The 19,614-nt window shown below is 54.4% G+C and carries 21 protein-coding genes; 11 read left to right on the plus strand and 10 right to left on the minus strand.

Annotated features, from left to right (window positions below; all coding sequences use genetic code 11):
* Positions 1-154: 154 nt before the first annotated feature.
* Positions 155-424, plus strand: a complete 270-nt coding sequence (locus QZ517_RS14945) for a hypothetical protein (protein ID WP_294228260.1) — start codon at positions 155-157, stop codon at positions 422-424.
* Positions 425-442: 18 nt separating this feature from the next.
* On the opposite strand, the gene QZ517_RS14950 is transcribed toward QZ517_RS14945, so the two are convergent.
* A complete protein-coding gene (locus QZ517_RS14950) occupies positions 443-1,108 on the minus strand; it encodes a L,D-transpeptidase (RefSeq protein ID WP_294228262.1) in 666 nt (221 codons plus the stop codon).
* A 936-nt stretch (positions 1,109-2,044) separates the two neighbouring features.
* Positions 2,045-2,947 (minus strand): LysR family transcriptional regulator, encoded by a 903-nt coding sequence (locus QZ517_RS14955; RefSeq protein ID WP_294228264.1) that lies wholly within the window; start codon positions 2,945-2,947, stop codon positions 2,045-2,047.
* Between the two features lie 109 nt (positions 2,948-3,056).
* Between QZ517_RS14955 and QZ517_RS14960 the strand changes: the two genes are divergently transcribed.
* From QZ517_RS14960 to QZ517_RS14975, 4 genes are all read left to right on the plus strand, one after another.
* Positions 3,057-4,007, plus strand: a complete 951-nt coding sequence (locus QZ517_RS14960; protein ID WP_294228266.1) for a haloalkane dehalogenase — start codon at positions 3,057-3,059, stop codon at positions 4,005-4,007.
* Between the two features lie 174 nt (positions 4,008-4,181).
* Positions 4,182-4,814, plus strand: a complete 633-nt coding sequence (locus tag QZ517_RS14965) for an NAD(P)H-dependent oxidoreductase (protein WP_294228268.1) — start codon at positions 4,182-4,184, stop codon at positions 4,812-4,814.
* 129 nt (positions 4,815-4,943) lie between these two features.
* Positions 4,944-5,486: an NADP-dependent oxidoreductase gene (locus QZ517_RS14970; RefSeq protein WP_294228270.1), complete on the plus strand. Its 543-nt coding sequence runs from the start codon at positions 4,944-4,946 to the stop codon at positions 5,484-5,486.
* Between the two features lie 12 nt (positions 5,487-5,498).
* A complete protein-coding gene (locus QZ517_RS14975; protein WP_294228272.1) occupies positions 5,499-5,897 on the plus strand; it encodes a zinc-binding dehydrogenase in 399 nt (132 codons plus the stop codon).
* An 806-nt stretch (positions 5,898-6,703) separates the two neighbouring features.
* On the opposite strand, the gene QZ517_RS14980 is transcribed toward QZ517_RS14975, so the two are convergent.
* Complete coding sequence (locus QZ517_RS14980) at positions 6,704-6,988, minus strand: DUF2218 domain-containing protein (RefSeq protein ID WP_294228274.1); 285 nt, start codon at positions 6,986-6,988, stop codon at positions 6,704-6,706.
* Between the two features lie 120 nt (positions 6,989-7,108).
* Here QZ517_RS14980 and QZ517_RS14985 point away from each other — a divergent pair, with 120 nt between their 5' ends.
* The 4 genes from QZ517_RS14985 to QZ517_RS15000 are packed head-to-tail and all read left to right on the plus strand — an operon-like array spanning position 7,109 to position 10,645.
* Positions 7,109-7,993 carry a siderophore ABC transporter substrate-binding protein gene (locus tag QZ517_RS14985; RefSeq protein ID WP_294228276.1) on the plus strand — a complete coding sequence of 295 codons (885 nt, stop codon included), beginning with the start codon at positions 7,109-7,111 and terminating at the stop codon, positions 7,991-7,993.
* 6 nt (positions 7,994-7,999) lie between these two features.
* Positions 8,000-8,962 (plus strand): iron chelate uptake ABC transporter family permease subunit, encoded by a 963-nt coding sequence (locus QZ517_RS14990; RefSeq protein WP_294228278.1) that lies wholly within the window; start codon positions 8,000-8,002, stop codon positions 8,960-8,962.
* Entirely contained in the window at positions 8,952-9,896 is a 945-nt protein-coding gene (locus tag QZ517_RS14995; protein ID WP_294228280.1) for an iron chelate uptake ABC transporter family permease subunit, read from the plus strand. Before QZ517_RS14990 ends, QZ517_RS14995 begins: the two co-directional genes overlap by 11 nt.
* A complete protein-coding gene (locus QZ517_RS15000) occupies positions 9,893-10,645 on the plus strand; it encodes an ATP-binding cassette domain-containing protein (protein WP_294228282.1) in 753 nt (250 codons plus the stop codon). Before QZ517_RS14995 ends, QZ517_RS15000 begins: the two co-directional genes overlap by 4 nt.
* Positions 10,646-10,655: 10 nt before the next feature.
* Here QZ517_RS15000 and QZ517_RS15005 read toward each other — a convergent pair whose 3' ends face one another.
* The gene (locus QZ517_RS15005; RefSeq protein WP_294228284.1) at positions 10,656-11,018 is read right to left on the minus strand and encodes a hypothetical protein; all 363 of its coding nucleotides are present in this window, start codon (positions 11,016-11,018) and stop codon (positions 10,656-10,658) included.
* Between the two features lie 552 nt (positions 11,019-11,570).
* Between QZ517_RS15005 and QZ517_RS15010 the strand changes: the two genes are divergently transcribed.
* Together QZ517_RS15010 and QZ517_RS15015 are read left to right on the plus strand one after the other, a co-directional pair.
* Positions 11,571-12,599 carry an iron chelate uptake ABC transporter family permease subunit gene (locus QZ517_RS15010; protein ID WP_294228286.1) on the plus strand — a complete coding sequence of 343 codons (1,029 nt, stop codon included), beginning with the start codon at positions 11,571-11,573 and terminating at the stop codon, positions 12,597-12,599.
* A 96-nt stretch (positions 12,600-12,695) separates the two neighbouring features.
* The gene (locus QZ517_RS15015) at positions 12,696-13,394 is read left to right on the plus strand and encodes a heme ABC transporter ATP-binding protein (RefSeq protein WP_366766211.1); all 699 of its coding nucleotides are present in this window, start codon (positions 12,696-12,698) and stop codon (positions 13,392-13,394) included.
* 388 nt (positions 13,395-13,782) lie between these two features.
* Here the strand turns inward: QZ517_RS15015 and QZ517_RS15020 are convergent, their stop codons facing one another.
* From QZ517_RS15020 to QZ517_RS15045, 6 genes are all read right to left on the minus strand, one after another.
* Positions 13,783-14,814 carry an SIS domain-containing protein gene (locus QZ517_RS15020; protein ID WP_294228288.1) on the minus strand — a complete coding sequence of 344 codons (1,032 nt, stop codon included), beginning with the start codon at positions 14,812-14,814 and terminating at the stop codon, positions 13,783-13,785.
* A complete protein-coding gene (locus QZ517_RS15025) occupies positions 14,814-15,551 on the minus strand; it encodes an ATP-binding cassette domain-containing protein (protein ID WP_294228290.1) in 738 nt (245 codons plus the stop codon). The genes QZ517_RS15020 and QZ517_RS15025 overlap by 1 nt, the downstream gene beginning before the upstream one ends.
* On the minus strand, positions 15,548-16,759 hold the full coding sequence (locus tag QZ517_RS15030) for an alanine racemase (RefSeq protein WP_294228291.1): 1,212 nt from the start codon (positions 16,757-16,759) through the stop codon (positions 15,548-15,550). The genes QZ517_RS15025 and QZ517_RS15030 overlap by 4 nt, the downstream gene beginning before the upstream one ends.
* 14 nt (positions 16,760-16,773) lie before the next feature.
* Positions 16,774-17,727 carry an ABC transporter permease gene (locus QZ517_RS15035; protein WP_294228292.1) on the minus strand — a complete coding sequence of 318 codons (954 nt, stop codon included), beginning with the start codon at positions 17,725-17,727 and terminating at the stop codon, positions 16,774-16,776.
* 67 nt (positions 17,728-17,794) lie between these two features.
* Positions 17,795-18,844, minus strand: a complete 1,050-nt coding sequence (locus QZ517_RS15040) for a substrate-binding domain-containing protein (protein WP_294228294.1) — start codon at positions 18,842-18,844, stop codon at positions 17,795-17,797.
* Between the two features lie 174 nt (positions 18,845-19,018).
* Positions 19,019-19,614 (minus strand): substrate-binding domain-containing protein (locus QZ517_RS15045; protein WP_294228296.1); only part of this gene is annotated, 596 nt, incomplete at its 5' end.

Consider the following 19,614-nt stretch of genomic DNA (forward strand, 5'->3'; position numbering starts at 1 on the left):
GCGACACAGCACGGCAAACAGAATGATCAAGTTTACCGTTCGCTGACTCAACAAGGATCGTGTAGAAGTGGGACTGAAGGCACTGTCACGATATTTTGTATGGTGCCTCAGGTTACCTAGGGCCACACATAACAAAGCATTTTGGGAGCGAAGAATGACAAAAGGTTTTTGGGGAGTGGCCTGTACCGCCATCTTGCTTGCAGGCTGTACGGATTTGGGTGGCGGAACAAATTCGGAAGGCCATCTTACAAATCTCTCCGACAATCTGGTTGCGCTGGCTGCGCCGCACCAAGACCTCAGCACGGTCCGGATCAACCCTGAGGACGGGTGTTATGAATATCGTCACGTGGGGCCTGTTGAAACAACCTACTTGCCTCTGCGGGCGCACGCGGGGAACCCGCTGTGCTCTCGGCCTCCGGAATAGGCGCGTCACCCTTTGCACTTATGCGCGTGATGTGATTGAGTCTTCAGGCGGGTGCAAATGGGCCGTCGATCCAGTTGCAACGTTTTCGTACAGATCGTTGATGTGAGGCATGACCATCCGCACACATCCCGAGCTTGCCCGCCCCCCGATGGACCTAGGCGAAGGCGAGCCGTGAATTCTCAGATATGTGTCGCGGTTCCGGACATATAGATAGAAGGCGCGGGAGCCCAATGGGTTAGATGGCCCGCCGTTCATACCGTTTTCGTGTTGTTTATACACGCTCGGCTCGCGCTTGATCATTTGGGCTGTTGGCGTCCAGGTTGGCCACTTGGTCTTTCGGCGGATGGCATAGGTGCCAGGCTCGTAAAGATTGCCTTTGGCAATGGCCACGCCGTACCGCATCGCGGTTCCGTCGCTTTGGATGTGGTATAAATAGCGGGCCACGGCGTCGACGTGGATGTCACCAGCGGTCAGGCCATCGTTTGCTTGAACTGATTGTGGAAGAAATCTGGCGTGCAGCCCCCAAGGGTTGGAGGTGGCCGGGTCATAGTTCGCTGGGGTCACTTGACGGTCCCAACTGGTCCATTTCGACCGGTCAGAAACTGGCGCAGCTCCGGCAGGTTTTGCAAGAGGTGCCGAGAACAAAGCGGCAGACGTGATCAGGAAGTGTCGGCGGGTCAGCATATCAAATGTCCCTCGAAAGAATTCTGAGTTGAAACTTAAGGCGTAATTTGTTGGCTCAGAAGTCACATTGTTGTGTGGAAATACCATGAGGTGGCTCTGTTGTGGATTTCAATAGCCAGAGCCGTCCTGGTGATCAAGCGAAGCTGAGCTAATTTGCCCGCTATGCGACGTTGACCCGTGGTAACCAATTGGGAGCATTTGATCGTATGGAAAACTTTAGAGATACCGGAAGAATCTCGTTTGGTCTTCAGGGCGCGCATTGAGAATTGTTGGAAAAGTACCTGCGCCCTTTTGGTCTTCTGTTGGACGGGCGATTTTGGGTTGTTAGCGGTTCTCGTCGCGGCGTTTGGCTCGGTTTTTGGTCGGCTTTGGCAAGTTTGGACCGGCGTATTAGGGCGCGAAGCTGTCACTGTCAGAAATATCTTCAATGCCAATAGGGTTCAGCGACTTTCTGATATTGGGTGCTATGCAGAGCCCATTGCCGCATATCAGCATATTGACTTGTCGGATTCAAAAGCCTGGATCGAGACCCGCTTTTGGTGAGGCGCAGGCCAAAGCTTCCAACTTCATGGACATTCTTGGGTGACACCCAGTGGCGACATTGTTTTGAGAATACTCAACGGGGAGAGACTTGAACCGCTGCGGATATACATAATCTGACAAGCCCCATTCCTTCATAACATAGGCAGCGTTGCTTCCAAAAACTCTGACAACAGACAGGACCGGATTTTGGGGTGCGCGGCAGTTAGCAGAAAAGGCGATATTGTGAAGGTAGCGACATTTGCAAAATTGAGTGGCGCCAGATGCATCAGCCAACGGGATCAGCTTGAAACGCCACCAAAATCGAAAATGGGGCTATACGTGTCGTAAGCCGCAGGGGGCGCAATATCGCACAGGTGCCGTTAACAAATGCGCACGCACCACATCTGGATCGTATCATTTTCGATAAAGCGCACCCTGCAATTGCGGCTGCAGCTCTCGCAGTTCTTTCGACAGGAAGTCCACAAACCGGCGTACCCGGACGGTTCGGCGCTGGTCCGTGTGTAGCAAGATCCAGATGGTGCGGTCTAAGTCGATTGACGTGCCGGGTACCCGACAGAGATCCGGAAAGAAAGATTCGTAGATCACCGGCAGATAGGACAGGCCGCATCCCTGTCGCATCAGGCTGATGTGCATGTAACCTTCTGCACAGGCGTAACGCTCGGTTGCGGCTGGGAACGGCGATTGCGCGAGCCATGCGGGATTTTCCCGTGGCCCGGTCCAGCCAATCCAGTTCAGCCCCGCGCCATTCGGCCCGGCCTTAGGCATGATTTCATCGACATAGTGCTGGCTGGCATAGGTTCCAATGGCCATGGGAAAAAGCTTGCGCGCCGTGACGTCGTCAGAAACTTCATAGGCCACCCTGAGCGACACATCGGTTTCCGCGCGATTGATATCTTCTTGCACGTCGGTGAGCCGCAGTTCGATATTGATGCCCGGGTAGGCGCTATGGAAACGCGCCAGTATTGGCGAGACAACATCAAAGGCCATCATCGGCGGCAATGAGAACCTGATTGTGCCGGTTTCGGTCCGGTCCAGCCCTTCCACCCTGCGCCGGGCGCTCAGCATTGATTGTTCCGCTTCTTCGGCCATAGGCAAAAGCGCCTCGCCCGCTGTCGTTAATTCAAACCCCCGACGGGAACGGGAGAAGAGTTGAACCCCGTAGCTGGCTTCCAAAATCTTGATATTGCGGTTCACGGTGACATGGTTTGCCCCGAGCAATTGCGCCCCAGCCCGTAGGCTACCTGCACGGGCCACGGCCAAGAAAAACGGGATCATTTCCCAATCGGCAGAGTGCATTTATCAATCCTTGGTGTTTCATTGGTGCAACGCGATGTGCCAATTCAAGCAATTTTAAGTTCATCACAGGGAACGTATTTCTTTCGTGACGTAACCGCAAGGAAATCCCATGAACCGCAGATCCGCCCTAAAATCAGGCATCGCAGCCGCAGCTTTGACCGTGTTGAATGTCCCAGCATTTGCACAGACATCAGTGGCGCTGGAAAAGTCTTACATGTCCGTTCTTGGTCAAAAAATGGCCTACTACGATGTTGGAGAGGGACGCCCTGTGGTGTTTCTGCATGGCAATCCTGCATCGGCCTACCTGTGGCGCAACATCATTCCCCATGTGGCAGGCAACCACCGCGCCATTGCGCCAGATCTGATCGGAATGGGCGACAGCGACAAACCGGCTCTGGAAAACACCTACGCAGAATCCGCGGAATACTTGTTTGCATTTCTAGACGCGCTTGATCTGAAAGACGCCGTGCTGGTTATTCACGATTGGGGGTCTGGACTTGGCTGGCACTATGCCCGCACCCGCCCAGACCGGGTTTCGGCGATTGCCTTCATGGAGGCGATGACCCCGCCCTTTATCCCATACGAAAGCTATGAATCCCTGGGGCCGTTCGCAGACTTTGTTCGCAACGTGAAAACCCCCGGTGTCGGCGAAGAAATGATCATGAACCAGAATATTCTCCTGGATCAGTTCATGCGCCATGGTGGAGCCCGCGGCCCGCTACCTGACGACGTCATGGCGGAGTACAACCGCTATTTCCCGACGGCAGAAAGCCGCAAAATTTTACTGGATTGGGCGCGTGAGATACCTGTCGCCGGGGAGCCGGCCGATGTGCACGAGGTCGCTTCTGCAAACAACAAATGGCTACTGGAAAGCGAGCTGCCTAAGTTGCTTTTGCACGTTGACCCTGGCGCAATCATCCCGATGGCGCAGGCGAAACACTTGCAGAAAACCCTGAAGAACCTTGAAACAGTGTTTCTCGGGTCGGGGGGACATTTTGTTCAAGAAGATTATCCCAACGAAATTGGCGAGGCCCTGACAGATTGGCTGACCCGTGTTTGATCCCTCTTGATCTGCTTGGCCGGGGCAAATCTGTCCCGGCGCGAGTGCTCGCGTCATTGCCAATAGACAAGACGGAAAACATGAAACGGCTAAGGACCAAGCTGCTGTGATCGGCGGCTGAACCAGCCGCATCGGCTTGGCTGTAAAAACTGATATCCCACAAGGACCAAACATATGACCACTCAAACCAAGAGAGTCTTGATCATCAAATCCAGCCCAGCTGCGGATGGCTCGGTTTCCAATGCAATTGCAGATTTCCTGGAAGCGCAACTCGCTGCGAAAAATGAGCAATATGAGTTTACGGTCCGCGACTTAACGAAAATGCCGCCACCTCTATATGACACGGAGATCCTTCGCGCATTTTACACACCTGATGGAGAGCTGGACGAAAACCAGCTGCAGATCGTCGCCCCGTCACTTGTCTACATCAATGAGTTAAAGGCGGCAGATATCGTCGTGGTTGCTTCACCGATGCATAATTTCAGCACAACCACGTTGCTAAAGGCCTACATCGATCAGATTTGCCGCTGGGGATTGACTTTCCAGTACGGTCCAAACGGTTACGAAGGCTTTTTGAAAAACAAAAAAGCCGTAATTATTAGCTGTGCTGGCGGGGATTTCACGCTTGAATCGGAAAAACACAAGGATTTCCAATCTCCATATCTAGAGCATATTTTCAAATTCATCGGCATCGAAGACGTCACAATTGTGCCCGCCCATGGTTTGAATATGGGCGATGAAATTGCCGCCCGATCAAAACAAGCAGCAAAAGAAAAACTGGAAGAATTGGCGATAACGTCGCTGTAAAGCTCCCTGTTTCTTTAAGCAGTCGGGAGCGAACCTCCCTTCTAGGTCCCTGAGATTGCTCATCGGAGAAGAAATATGAACAACACCATGACTGCCGCCGTTATCAAGCGGTAGGGAGATGCCGAGAGTTTGGAAATCGAACAAATCGCAGTTCCAGACCTCCACGCTGACGACGTATTGATCAAAGTTGCTTTTGCTGGCGTAAATCCGGCGGATTGGAAAATCCGCGCAGGTCATCTCAACGTCGCTCCCTTTGGCCTTGAACTTCCTCTTACTGTCGGTCTCGATGCCGCTGGAACAGTGGTTAAAACTGGTGAACGTGTGACAAAGGTCTCAAAAGGGGACAGGGTTGTTTCCGGAACCAACCTTTTCTCCAACGCCAAACCGGGTTCCTACGCGCAATATCTTGTCGTCAATGAACAGCGCGTCGCCGTAGTCCCGGATCACATTTCCTTGGATTTAGCAGCGTCTTTGCCGACCGCAGGCATTTCTGCCTGGCAAGCATTATTCGCTTCCGAAAAGGGCGCTCTTGAAAAGGGGCAGCGTGCAAAAGTACTGATTAACGGTGCGTCGGGTGGCGTTGGAAGTTTTGCTGTCCAATTGGCAAAATGGGCTGGTGCCGAAGTTGCGGCCACCTGTAGTAGCGCCAATTCAGAATATGTCCGATCCTAAGGGGCAGACCTGTTGATCGATTATAAAACTCAAAATATTCGGGAGGAACTCTTTAAATGGTCCTCTAACGGAATTGATCTGGTTGTTGATTTGATTGGCGCCGGCTCCTTGGAAGACCCCGTTGCGCTGCTAGTAAAAGGCGGACGGATTGTTAGCGTGGCAACCTTGACTGATGACGGTGATGTTGAAGCATCAATTGCAGAAGCAAAAGAACGCGGTGTCACCAAGGTACTTGCTTTCATGAATGATTTGAATTTTGGCGAGGAAATCCAACACCTAATTGATGTTGTAAGCATTGGCGATTTGAAGCTGCCCCCTACAGAGGCCTATGATTTGGATGACGTCGTTCTAGCCCATAAAAAGCTGGAAACCGGGCGCGTCAGGGGCAAACTGGTGCTACAGGTTTCGTGAGGCGATTGTGCGCGTCCTGCGCCCCAATCTAAGGATAGTTCTTTGTTGGGGCGCTTCCGGATTATGTTGGCGCATGTTTGTTTGTAGCCAAGCACATAAGAAGCAATTGTGCATGCACACGCTGGCGATTGCATTTGAGTGCTGTTCGCTATCGGCCGTAGCGAGTTCCCGCTACAAGCGTTACAGAACAACTAGCCACCTCCGGTTGGCTTTCTGCGTCCCGAGAAGCCCCAACGAGAGCAGCCTCACCAACTCACCAACCAACTTGATGTCCAAGCCTCCAATATCGTCGGGCACGAGGCGAATGCGCTTATGTAATGAGCGGATATTAGTCGTGACTTCAGCTTTGGTGTCAGGATCAATCAGTGCCTCGGTAAGGTTGGCCACTTTGTTGGGCACACCTCGGATGGATTGGGATGCGGCAAGATCGGAGTAGCCGTGTCAGCACTGAATAGTTCAGCTTCTGGCTGCTCCTTGCGACCCTCCAGGCTGTTCTTCTTCGCCTTCATGCTCTTGTGAAACATGCCTTCGGTAATGGCGTGATCTTCCAGGTCGGTGCGTTTGATCGTTAGGCGATTGGAACAGGTGCCTTTGTTGTGGCTTGCGACGCAGCCGTCGTCGTGCTTTCCAACCTGAACGCCGCCGCCACACACTTCCCGCAGTCAACCTGCCAGAGAGCAAGTGTTTGGCGCGTTGGTGCGGCCGAGCTTGCGTATCCCGTCGCTGATGCCAGACAATTTTAGGGCAACATTTTCTCACTCATTACATCACATTGGTAGTCGGATCATTCAGAGACAACCGTTGTCTCAAGCACTCCACAGCATGTTTTTGAAGTCCTCACGGAAAGCAAACCGTTCCAGGTGCACATCGATCACGTGTTTTACCTGTTGCAGAGCTTCGGCGTCAGAAACCTCTATTTTTACTTCTAGTGTTTCCGCATCCGCTTGCATCGAGACCGTCCCCATAGGAAAGGCACAGCTCCCGCTTGTGTCATTGTAAGTGACCTCGATTTTATGAGCGAAATGTTTGCACATCTGTACGAGGTATTTTGAAGCGCTTGGGGTGGAAAAAGTGCCAGTGGCTTGCAGCATTGATAAGCTTCCTGAGTAAAATAATCTATTACTCTGGACTCTCTCATTTTCTCGCGATAATCAAGCAGCAATCGCGTTCAGCCAGATCATAAGCCAAACGCCGCGAACAGGAGAATTCCTTTGTTTAAGCGTTTGTTTTGCGCGCTGGCTCTGAGCGTAACCTCTCTTCATGCTGCTGAAGTTAACACCTATGCGGGTAAAGTGGATGTGGCGGAAAATCCGGCCAAAGTGGCTGTATTTGACATTGCCGCACTCGATACCCTGACAGCGCTTGGCGTGTCGCTGTCCGGTGTGCCAGAAAATATCTATGTCGACTATTTGGATCACGCGACCAAAGGGGTTGCCACGGTCGGCAACCTGTTTGAACCCGACTTTGAAGCTGTAAATGCAATGGCACCAGACTTGGTGGTTGTGGGCGGTCGTTCTTCCAAGCAGCTGAAAGCGATGTCTGAAATGGCGCCAACCATCGACATGACCATTTGGGAAGACACAGTTGGTCAAGGACTGGAACGTCTCGATGCCTTTGGCACGATCTTTGGCAAAGGCGCCGAAGCGGATGCGTTAAAGGCCGCGTTTACCGACAAACTGGCGCACACCAAAGCGGCCCTTGATGGAAAAGGCACAGCCCTAATTGTGATGACCAATGGTCCAAAGATCTCCGCATATGGTGCAGGTGGTCGGTTTGACTGGCTGCACACCAAGTTGGGCTTGGAAGAGGCTGTGGAAGGTGTCGAACATTCTTCTCATGGCGAAGCCATTTCTTTTGAGTTCATCAAAGAAGCCAACCCTGACATTCTGATTGTGATCGACCGTCTGGCGGCCATTGGTCGTCCAGGGGAAAGCGCAGCAACCACGTTGGACAACCCATTGGTGGCGGAAACCACCGCATGGAAAAAAGGCGATGTGGTCTATCTGAATGCGGCAGACATCTACATTGCCGGTGGTGGTATTCAATCCATGTCCCGCACTCTGGACGCGTTCCTGAGCGCTTTCTCTTCGAGCTGAAGTTAAATGCAACGACGCGTCTCAACACTTTTGTTGGCGGTTGGAACTTTGTTTCTGGCCGCCATTTCCTTGTTTGTTGGGGTGATTGATCTACACCCCGGTGAAATTTGGCAGGGTGGAGAAGCTTTTACACTTATGCTCGATAGCCGGTTGCCGCGAACATTGGCTGCGGTGATTGCCGGGGCAGCTTTGGCAGTTTGCGGCATGATCATGCAGATGCTGGTGCGCAACCGCTTTGTGGAGCCGATGACCGCCGGCACAGGGCAGGGCGCTGCGTTGGGTATTTTGATCGTGGCCGTGGTGTTCCCAAGCGCCTCGATCCTCACCAAAATGAGTATAGCTACAGCCACAGCCCTAGCGTCGAGCATTGGGTTTTTGATGATTGTACGGCGTTTGCCGGCGGCACAGCCTCTTTTGGTGCCTTTGGTCGCGATGATTTATGGGGGGATCATTGGCGCCGGCGTCGCCTTTTTTGCGTATCAGTGGGACATGTTACAGTTCATCGACACCTGGCTGACCGGAGACTTCAGCGGGGTGATGCGCGGGCGTTATGAATTGCTGTGGATTGCGGCGGGCATGACCCTCCTGACCTATTTGATCGCGGATCAATTTGCCATTGCCGGATTGGGGCGCGAAGCCAGCATCAATCTTGGCCTCAACTACGACCAAGTTTTGATCCTTGGCTTGCTGGCAATTTCAGTGGTAGCCGCGTTGACCGTAATCACTGTGGGCGCGATCCCGTTTGTTGGTTTGATAGTGCCCAATATTGTTAGCCGCCAGTTCGGCGATAATCTGCGTGCGACTTTGCCTCTGACGGCGTTATGTGGCGCCTCATTGGTGCTGGCGTCTGACATCGTTGGTCGGGTGATCCGGGCACCATACGAAATCCCTGTGGGCACAGTTTTGGGCGTGATCGGTGCGTTTGTTTTCCTGTGGTTGCTGTACGCTAGGCCAAGCCATGCGCGCTAAGTCCCTGTGGATCTGTTGCCTGCTTTTGGTGGTTTGCTGTGTGTTGTTCATGACGTTGGAGGCGCGTGGTAACTGGGATTTTGTGTTGTGGTTTCGTGGCCGTAAACTCGCAGCTCTGTTGCTGGTAGGAGCTGCCGTTTCGACAGCAACTCTTCTGTTTCAAACAATCTCTCGCAACCACATTCTCACGCCGTCAATCATGGGATTTGATGCCTTGTTCACCCTGATTGTGACCTTGGCGGTCTTCACATTTGGTGCGGCGGGGTACAACCATCTGCCGGTCGAAGTGGTGTTTTTTGTCAATCTTGCTTTGTTGATTGCAGCTGCCCTGATCCTGTTTGGCACTCTGTTGGGACAGTATCGCGTCGATTTGATGCGCATGGTGCTGACCGGGATTATCTTTGGCATCTTGTTTCGGTCCCTCACGTCTTTCATCTTCCGGATGATCGACCCGAGTGAGTTTGCGACCATTCAAGTGAACTCTTACGCGCGGTTCAACTACATTGATGTGAACTTGCTTGGGCTGGCAACCGTCCTGACAAGTGTCACGCTGGTGTTTTGTTGGCGCATGCGGCGGCAACTGGATGTGTTGGGCCTGGGGTTTGAGATTGCCACCAACTTAGGCGAGCATGTGGCCAGGCGGCAAAAACAAGCCCTGGTGCTTGTGGCTGTGTTGGTGGCTGTCAGCACCGCGCTTGTGGGCCCCGTGGCCTTTCTGGGGCTGTTGGTGGTGTCGATTGCGCGGCTTGTCGCGCCAAATGAAACCCATGCCACACTCCTACCGCTTTCCGCTGTGATTGCCGGCATCGTCTTGGTCGGAGGGCAAGCAATATTGGAGCGGGGACTTGGCATGTCCACCCCGCTGGCTGTCGTGATCGATTTTGTGGGCGGCTTTGTGTTTTTGGCGCTATTGCTGCGGAAAGGATGGACATGATTACCGTAGAAAATCTGAGCTACACGGTGGCCAACACCTGTATTTTGAAAGACATCTCGGTGACGTTGCCCAAGGGGGGCATCACCGCGTTGATTGGCCCAAATGGCGCCGGTAAGTCTTCCTTGTTTTCTCATATTGCACGGCTTTTGCCGCTGCAAACCGGTCGCATCTCCGTTGAGGGTTTGGAAGTGTCTCCGAGCAACCGGCAGGCGCTGTCACGCAAACTCGCGATCTTGCCACAGGAGGTGCATTTTGCCACGCGATTGACGGTGAAGGAATTGGTGCAATTTGGCCGGTACCCACATTGTCAGGGCCGGTTGCGGTCCGAAGATCATGCGATGGTGACTGCCGCGCTAGAGGCCTTTGGCCTTATGTCGCTTGCGGATCGGTTTCTTGATACGCTCTCTGGCGGACAGAGGCATAAGGCGCATGTGGCCATGACCTATGCGCAAGATACGGACTACCTGTTGCTCGATGAACCGTTGAACAACCTCGACATCGCCGCCTCTCGCGCACTGATGGCGCTGTTGCGGCGGCTTGCTGATGAAGAGGGCAAAACCATTGTGATTGTGCTGCACGACATCAATTTTGCGGCGCAATACGCAGATCATCTGGTGGTGCTCAAAGACGGCTGTATAGAACGGGAAGGCAAACCCGCAGAGATGGTCACTGGGGCGCTTTTGGCGGATGTGTTTGGTACAGACGCGCAGGTGGCAGTTGTCGATGATACACCGTTTGTGATGCCCTAAAGCGGCTACTTCACGCGCACTGGACCCCCACCTTGTTGCTCTGACCGGCGCCTGCCGCCTTTTGCGTAGCCGCGCGGGCGGAAGCAGCGGAGGCATTGTCGGTAACCTTTTTGTCTGGCGCCGGTGTGTTGAGCGCGTCCTTGATATCTTGATCGGGTTGCTGCATCTCCATCATATGAGACTTATGTGTGGAAGCCGCTGTCCAGTCTGCCAACAGGGTCTCAATGGAGGCTGGTGCGCCAGTGATGGAGACAAAGGCATCACCGCCCGCTCCCTCGGCATCCCCACCGTCATGTGCGACGCGCATGGCCATGAGGACATGAATGCTGAGCGCGAGGCTAAGGAATACAATGAGTTCAGTGACCCTTTTCATGGCGTTTGCCTCTGACGCACTTGGGACTTCGTCCAGCGTCGGCTCGAGTCCCGTACCCTCCAATATGGAGGTGCTGTCTGGATCTAAGATTGGTTGGGAGCCTGGGAGTGGTTTCCGGCGGAGTAGGAGGCGATTGTGGTGCATTTTCTGCCGCTGGAGGTGTCAGAGTGAAAGGCGTTGATGGCAGGTCCGCCTGAGCAAATCCGAAAGTGCTGACAATATAGAAACACACACTGGCAAAGGCGGCTGCCTTTACAAATGAAGGGGGCAAGCGGGCGGACCTGGTTGCTCTTAGGTCTCAAAGCTCAAGGGCGAAAGACTGGAGAGAATACACCCTGTCGTCCGGCCAGAATCATTGAGGTGATGACTTCTTGGCGAGCGCGGTGTGACAGTAAGTATAGCTGGACGCGTTGTTTGTCGGATAAAAAGACCAATTGTTTTTGTCAGATAATGTGTGGCTGCACTTGCAGTGCGACTTTTTTGCACTTAGTGCGGAAGGCACACATCAGTAAAGCACAGCCACTGCTTCTTCCAGGCCTTTCGGAGGACGCAATGGCAGCACATACATCTCTTTCTAACGCGGACATTCGCCAGGCCTGCTTGGACAATCCCAAGATGCGGGAACGCGAACTGGCAAACAAACTGGGTATCACAGAAGCGCAGCTGCTAGCCCCACATTTGGGGAAGGGCGTCACCCGCCTATCTCCGGACTTGGACAGGTTGATCCCAGCAGTGAGGCGCCTTGGCGAGGTTATGGCGCTGACAGGAAACGACAGCTGCGTGATCGAAAAGACCGGCATCTACGAGGATTACCGCAGTGGCCCGCACGCGGCATTGGTGGTCAACAACGACATTGATCTGCGCATGTTCCCGCGTCATTGGCAGTTTGCGTTTGCCGTTGAAAAGCCTCTCCACAATGGCGGTTTGCGCCGATCCATTCAGGTGTTTGATGCCGCTGGGGACGCTGTTATCAAGATATTTTTGACAGAAGCTTCTGTGGCTGAAGAGTGGCCCAATCTGGTGCACGACCTGCGCCTTGAGCCGCAAGAAGTCCCGCTTGCGTTGAGCACAAGGGAGCCAACAGAAACGGCCAAAGGCGATCCCGCCAAAGCGGATCAACTGCGTGCAAAATGGGACAAGATCACAGACACGCATCAGTTTTTGCAAATGGTGCGCAGACTGAAGATAAACCGCCTTGGCGCCTATCGGATCGCCGGAGCCCCCTATGTGCGCCTGCTGCAAACGTCGGCGCGGCATATGGGCATTTCCGTGCAGACAGTGAAACGCGCCACCATTCTCTGTGTGGCGGCGGCCACAGGGGCGGCCGTGGCGGTCAGCGGCGGCATTGGATTTGTCGGCATCGTAGTGCCGCATGTCCTGCGCCTTGTCGCAGGTCCAGATCAACGACATCTGCTGATGAATTCGGCTCTGCTTGGCGGCGTCGCCCTTGTGCTTTCCGATGTGCTCGCGCGAACCATTATTGCCCCCGCAGAGCTTCCGATTGGGATCCTGACCGCCATACTTGGCGGGCCGTTCTTTCTTTGGATACTGTTGCGACAACGCAGCATTCTTGATCTCTAGGGTGGATGGATGTCAGTGACAGCTAAGCAGATTTCGGTGTTCGTTGGCCGACGAACTCTTCTCAAGAACGTGGAGTTTGCGGCGTAAGCTGGTCAAGTGACCGCAATTGTTGGGCCCTCCGGCGCAGGCAAATCCACGCTGCTGTCTGTTCTCTCAGGTGACATTGGGTACGAAGGCGACGTTTTCCTTAACAGCGCCAATGTTCAGAAGCAGAGCGCGGCAGAGCTGGCCCGGCATCGGGCCGTATTGGCCCAATCAACCCCTCTGGCTTTTCCTTTCACTGTTCGGGAAGTTGTGCAACTGGCCGCCGCCGCAGGGATTGCACCAGAGGTTGTCACCCTCGCGCTTAACCAAGTTGGTATGTCTGGCTTTGATCAGGCGTTTTACCAATCCCTTTCAGGTGGCGAGCAGCAGCGTGTGCACTTGGCCCGTGTGTTGTGCCAAGTGTGGCATCCGGTCAAAGATGGCGTGGCCCGTTGGCTGTTTTTAGATGAGCCTGTGTCCAGCCTTGATATCTGCCATCAACTCAGAGTCATGCAAATCGCCCGCCGTTTCGCGGATCAGGGCGGCGGCGTGGTGGTGGTTCTGCATGATCTGAACCTAACGGCGATGTTTGCTGACAGCGCGGTGTTGATGCACGACGGGGACGTTGTTGTTCAGGGCGCGCCGGAGACTGTGCTCACCGCTGAGCGTCTCGGTGCGGCGTATGGATGTGACATTCATGTCAACACAGCACCCAAGGCTGGGTTTTACATGCTGCCGCAGCTGGCCAGCGTGCCGAGGCTGCGCGGCTAAGGGGGGCAAGGAAGAAATAAGCCAAACGCAAAAATCGATGAGTGGGTGTGTCATCACACCACAACATGGATGATGCGCCATCGTCGCTGGCTGCAATTGCAGTGCGTTGATCAATCCGCGCCGCAAATCGCCCGGCAAAAAATGGTCTTGGCTGAGCGCATGTTGCTTTCCGGCACGAGCCGACGAGAGGAAACGACACATCTGGTGAAATCCGGCCCACATTTCAGGGAGGGAGGGGCAGGTGCCCAGCCAGCTCCCGCCCAAGCCAGCTCCCGCCCAAGCCGGCGCCAGCATTGGGCACCTGCGCCTAAAAAAACCCCAACCAGAATGCTGGCTGGGGCAAGGGTTTGGGCCAACCGTTCAAAGCCCAAACAACAGGAAGTTTTTGTCAAAGCGTAACGGTGACTTTGTTCAAACCTTCTGGCGCGTCCGCGTTTTCACCAAGGTTACGGGAAAGCTCTTCGACAAACACATAGAACCCAATGATCTGTAAAAGCGGGTGCAACAGCGGGTGTTGCGATGCAGGGACGGACAAACACAGCGGATCATTCGCTTGTGACGTGACGAGAAAGGCATCCGCTTGTTTGTTGGCCAAAGCGCTTTTGACCTCCAAAACCGATTGGCGTGCTTGGTCTTCGGGATCAAACAACAAGGCCGCAAATTGCCGTTGCGCGATTACCACGGGGCCGTGCAACACCTCCGCCGCTGAATAGACCTCGGCATGAATGCGACATGTTTCCTTGAGTTTGAGGGCTGCCTCAGCTGCCACCGCCATGCCCGGCCCTCGCCCAACCGTGAACAGGGAAGCGGCCCGCGCCAGGGAAAACTGCGCCTGAGTCCAATCTTGTGACAAAGCCAGTCGCGCCTGATCCGGAAAACTACGCAGCGCTTTTTCCAGCACTTTGTCTTCACAGAAACCCGCCGCAAACCCAAGAATGGCGAAAAGGGTCGCCACGTAGGACTTTGTTGCCGCAACCGCCAGCTCCGGCCCTGCCAGAAGAGGCAAAACCAAATCAGCTCCCTGACCAACAGGGCTCTCTGCCACGTTCAGAAACGCGTAAGTGGAGGCCCCGCCTGATTTCGCTGCAGCTTGAAGTGCGGCCAAATCCGGACTGCCCCCGGATTGCGAAAAGGTCAGACAGGCAAAGCCATCCAACTTGAGCGGCGTGTCATAAACAGACGCCACAGAAGGGCCAATTGAGGCCACCGGCAAACCGGTTTTGAGCTCCATCACATACTTAAAAAACGTTGCAGCATGATCTGACGTGCCGCGCGCACAAGTGACAAAGCCACGTGGAGAACCGGCAGCAGCAGCGCGCCCCGCGGCAATGTATTGCTCCAATCCATTGGCAATTTGGCTTTCCAAAACGGAAGGGATTTCATGGATTTCAGACGCCATGACGGTTGCGTGTTTTGTCATCACGCCACACCGGTGATCATGGAAACAATTTCGTTCTTGTCGGTTTTTGCAGTCTCGCGCACGCCGATCTGTTCACCGCGACGCAGCACGCAAATCCGATCTGAAAGCCGGAAGACTTGATCGAGACTGTGGCTGATAATCAGAATGGCGAGATCTTTGGCTTTCAGTTGCTCAATTAGGGCCTCAACCCGTGCGGTCTCCGCGACACCAAGGGCTGCGGTGGGCTCATCCAGTAGCACAAGCTTGCTCGCCCAATGGGTGGCACGAGCAATGGCGACGCCCTGGCGCTGTCCACCTGACAGATTGCTAATTGTCGAACTGGCGGAAGGAATGCGCACATCCAGCTCATCAACCAGTTCCTGCGTTTCGCGCCGCATCCGCTTTTTGTCCAGCAGATTGAGGGGGCCTTTGGTCAGTTCCCGGCCCAAAAACATGTTCATGTAGACCGGCTGTTGGTCTGCAAGCGCAAGGTCCTGGTAAACCACTTCGATCCCCATTTCGCGTGCAGCGGAGGCGTCTCGAAAGCCGGCTTTTTCGCCGTCGAGCTCAATATCTCCGGAGGTTGGGCTATAGACGCCCGAGATGATTTTGATCAGCGTCGATTTACCGGCGCCGTTGTCTCCAACCAAAGCCACCACTTCTCCCGCCTTTAGGTTGAGGGAAAAGTCTTGAATGGCAACCACGCCACCAAAAGCCTTGTGGATATTGTTAAGGGCAAGAACTTCTGCGCCGCTCATGATGTGGATCCTTTGTGGCGTTCAATTGGCTGACCAAAGATGTTTTCGACGGTGGTGACGCGGGGGCTGTCTGTGCCCGTGCCGAGAATTCCCACGCAATTGGCGCGGGTGACAAAACTTTGTCCGCGAAAGCCAAAGATAACCGTATCGCCAGTTTTGGGCCGGGGCCGTCCTGTGGCGTCGATCATGCCGTAATAATCGATGGCTTTGTATTCAGGGACGTCGACCGGGTGCAGGGCTGAGGTGTCTGATGTGGGCGTGCCTGACACCAACGCTTGAACCTCATATTCTGGAAAAACTGGATCGATATAGAGCCCGCCGCCAAAGCAATAAGCTTCATCCTTATGGTGATGGGACACTTCAGAAAGATACAGAACCGCTGGGAGTTCGGGCAAATCTTGCACCGCGTGCAGCGGGGTTGTGCCATGTAGGGCATTGCCCGGTTCAACTTGGGTCGCACCAGCTTTGGCCAAGGCCGGCAGCAGATTGACCGAATTGGTCCCTGGTGCATTGACTTCGATATCTGTGCGGCCTGCGTTGGATAACGCTCTCAGAGCTTTGGACAACGTGGCGAGGTTTTGTGTCGGCGTCACCTGACCACTGTCTTGATCAAACAGCAGCGCTGGAAAGGTGGTGATGCCGGCAAACCGCGCCCCATCCAATGCGTCAATGTCATCCGCAATCTGGGTGATTTTCTCGGCGTCAAACCCACCTTCGTGGCCCCGATAAAACGTGTCGCCACTGGTTTGAATACGCACAAGGATGTTTTGCACCCGGCCAACCTTGGCTGCGGCTTGTGCCGCTTCGCGGGCCTTATCCATGCTGAACACGGTCCAGTAATCCGGCTGTATTTGAGTGGCTGCAAAGTCCGCATCACGCTGAGGCACCTGTACCAGATGTCCCAAATGCCCGGTTTTCAAACCGGCACGATCACAGGCGACAGCACAGTCCATATCAACCGCAACATTGCGCTCTATTCCGCCGCGCATCACCGCCTGGCAAAACCCAGAGTGCCGCGATACCTGTTTGGTCATGGCGAAGGTTTTGAGGCCCAGACGCCTTGCAACGTTGTTAAAGATGCGCGCGTTTTCTTCAACGGTGTCGAGGTCAAGGACATAAGAGTTTGGAGGAATCTCACCGGCTTGATGAAGCGCCATGGCGGCCTCAATAAAGCGGGGATTGCGGCGCATCAGTGTGTTGAGAAACATATCTATCGCCTTTCTTAGCGCGAACTGTCGCGGAGTGAGACTGCCACTGCGATCAAAATGATGAGACCGCGCACGATCATTTGGTCTGACACTTTGAGGTTCATCAGGATCAAACCGTTGTTGAGCATCCCCATCAGAAGGGAACCAAGCAGAGCGCCGATCACCGATCCCTTGCCACCATTCAAGGCTGTGCCGCCAACAATCACCGCTGCAATCACAGTCATCAGATCACTTTCACCGAGTGTGTATTTTGCGGCCTGCAAGCGGCCTGCATAAAGGAGGCCAGCCAGACCGGCGCAACCGCCACAGATCATCAAAACATAGAGGCGGACGCGTGGGACTTTGATGCCTGACACCTGTGCCGCACGCGGATTGTCTCCCGTAGCCAGCACATGTGCGCCAAATCGAGTGTGACGATACAGCAGATGACCAGCGGCAACGCCAAGCACAGTCCAGATCACCAAAGATGGCACGGAAAACAGCTTACCGGAGCCAAAAATGCCCGTGAACGTTTCATTCATCACCGGAATTGACCGCAGATTGGTCATGGAGCGCGCGATCCCTGCAAACAGACCCATGGTTGCAAGCGTGACAAGGAATGACGGCAGCTTCAGATAGGCCACCAACACACCATTGAAGGCACCAATGGCGACGCCGACACCCAGGCCAACAAGGACGCCGACCGGCAAAGGGAAGCTTTGCAGCGCCACAGCGCAGGACAAGGCGGACACAGCCACAATGGAGCCAAAGCTCAGGTCAATTTCCCCAGCGGACAGTGCAAAGACCAAGCCAATTGCCATGATTGTGGCAGGGGCAGTCTGCAACACGATATTGGTCAAATTGCGTTGGGTGAGAAAACCATCGTCATACAGGGTGATGGCAAAAAACAAGAAGATTGCGAGGAAGCCAAAATAGACAACCGCTTGTTGGAAATCCAATCCATGCAGGCGAGATGAGAGGCGGGTCATGTCAGTCTTTCAGATATGAGAGTTCAGAGGTATTGAGGGCAGCTGCACTGCCCCCAACTAAGATGGTTCAGCGCAGGCTGGCCGGGGCTTCGCTATGCAGCGACTTCATCCAGCCATCCGCAACGGAGTCGGGGCCAATGGTCAGCGCATCGACCACAAGGAAGGGATCAACCGGTTTGTCGAGCAGGCTGGCAGCCGCCGCACGAGCAGCGTAGACCCCGATGTTGTAGGCTTCATCCGCAACAATGGCCGCAATGTTGCCGCCGCCAACCATGTCCAGAGCAGCTGGTTCATTGAGATCAATGGTCACCACTTTGGCATCGGCGTTGCCTTGTTGGCGCAGCACCGAAAGCACACCAAGAGCTGGCTCTGCCCAAGGGGTGTAAATGCCGTCCAACTCAGGATTTCGCATCAACATACCACGGGCAATGTCCTCGGCATTTGCGGGGTCAGTCATGCCGCTTTCGGTGACAATTTTGATATCGGGATATTCATTTTCAATGGTCCATTTAAAGGCCCCATCGCGCTGATTGGTCACCGGGAAGTCCGCATCATGATACATGTAGCCAACTTCGCCTTTACCACCCATGGCTTCGGCCAGCGCAACGGCGGCTTTGTTCCCGATCTGAAACAGGTCAGCCGATACAACGGTGACGTAATCCGTGCCGTGGGTGAACCCGTTTACGGCGTTGTCGACAAACACCAGCTTGACGCCCGCGTCGCGTGCAATGCCGTAAACCCCGGCTGCGGTTGGCGGATCAATTGGTAAGGAAACAATGATTGACGGCTCTTTCGCCATCACCGTCTCAACGTCTGATTTTTGTCGGCTGGGGTCAAAATTGGCATCTGTCTCGGCGACCACTTCGATGCCGAGACGGGTAAATTCATCTTTGGCGCCACGGGCCACAGAGTTGGACCAGTCATATAGTTCATGCCAAACAAGCGCTGCGGTATGATTGCCGGCTGCGATTTTTGCGGTCTCGTCCGCGCTCAGTGACAAATTGGAAACTGGCGTTGGTGCTTCGCCGTTGGGGCCAACTGTGGCGGGCTGTTCCGCATATGCCAGTGTTGCACCAAGCGCGAGCGCGGCACCAAATGTTTTTGAAAAATGGGTCATGATCTCTCTCCCAAGAGGTTTGTGTAACAACCTGCAAGTTTCAGAAAAATTGGATGTAACTGCAGGTCACAGCACGTGCGGAATCAAAGGCCCGCACGGCAACTCATGAACGGTTTGTATTGTGGGTCAGGCCTTATTTTTGTCCGGCAACCTGACCCGCAAAGTCACAGGGTCTTATTGGCTCAAGCTGGCCGGGGCTTCGATGCGCAGAGACTGCATCCAACCTTCTTTGACATTGTCAGCTGTCACGGTCACCGCTGGTGCGACCACAAATGCAGGCACATCTTGTTTCAGCAGATCCAAGGCAGCAGAAGCGGCCATCGCGCGGCCCAGTTCGTAGGCTTCATCAGCAACAATCGCGACAACATTGCCACCCCGCACCATGTCCAGAGCAATCGGCTCGGACAGATCCAAAGTCACAATTTTGGTGGTCTTGTTGCCATTGGCCCGTAGCGCGGCCAGGACACCTTCGGCAGGACCAGCCCAAGTCACATAGATGCCGCCCAAATCAGGGTTGCGCAGCAGCATTGCATTGGCAATGTCTTCCGCGCGCGCTGGATCACTGATGCCTTGTTCAGCGACAATTTCGATGTCCGGGTAATCCGCCTCGATAGTGGATTTGAAAGCGTTGTCGCGCTGGTTGGTCACATAATAGCTGGCGTCATGATAGATCCAGCCTACGGTACCCTTGCCCCCCATGGAGCTGGCCAGCGCGTCGGCGGCTTGTTTGCCCATTTGAAACAGGTCGTCGGTGACAATTGCGGCATAAT

This window comes from uncultured Shimia sp. (assembly GCF_913054185.1).
In the GTDB taxonomy this organism is placed as follows: Bacteria; Pseudomonadota; Alphaproteobacteria; order Rhodobacterales; family Rhodobacteraceae; genus Shimia.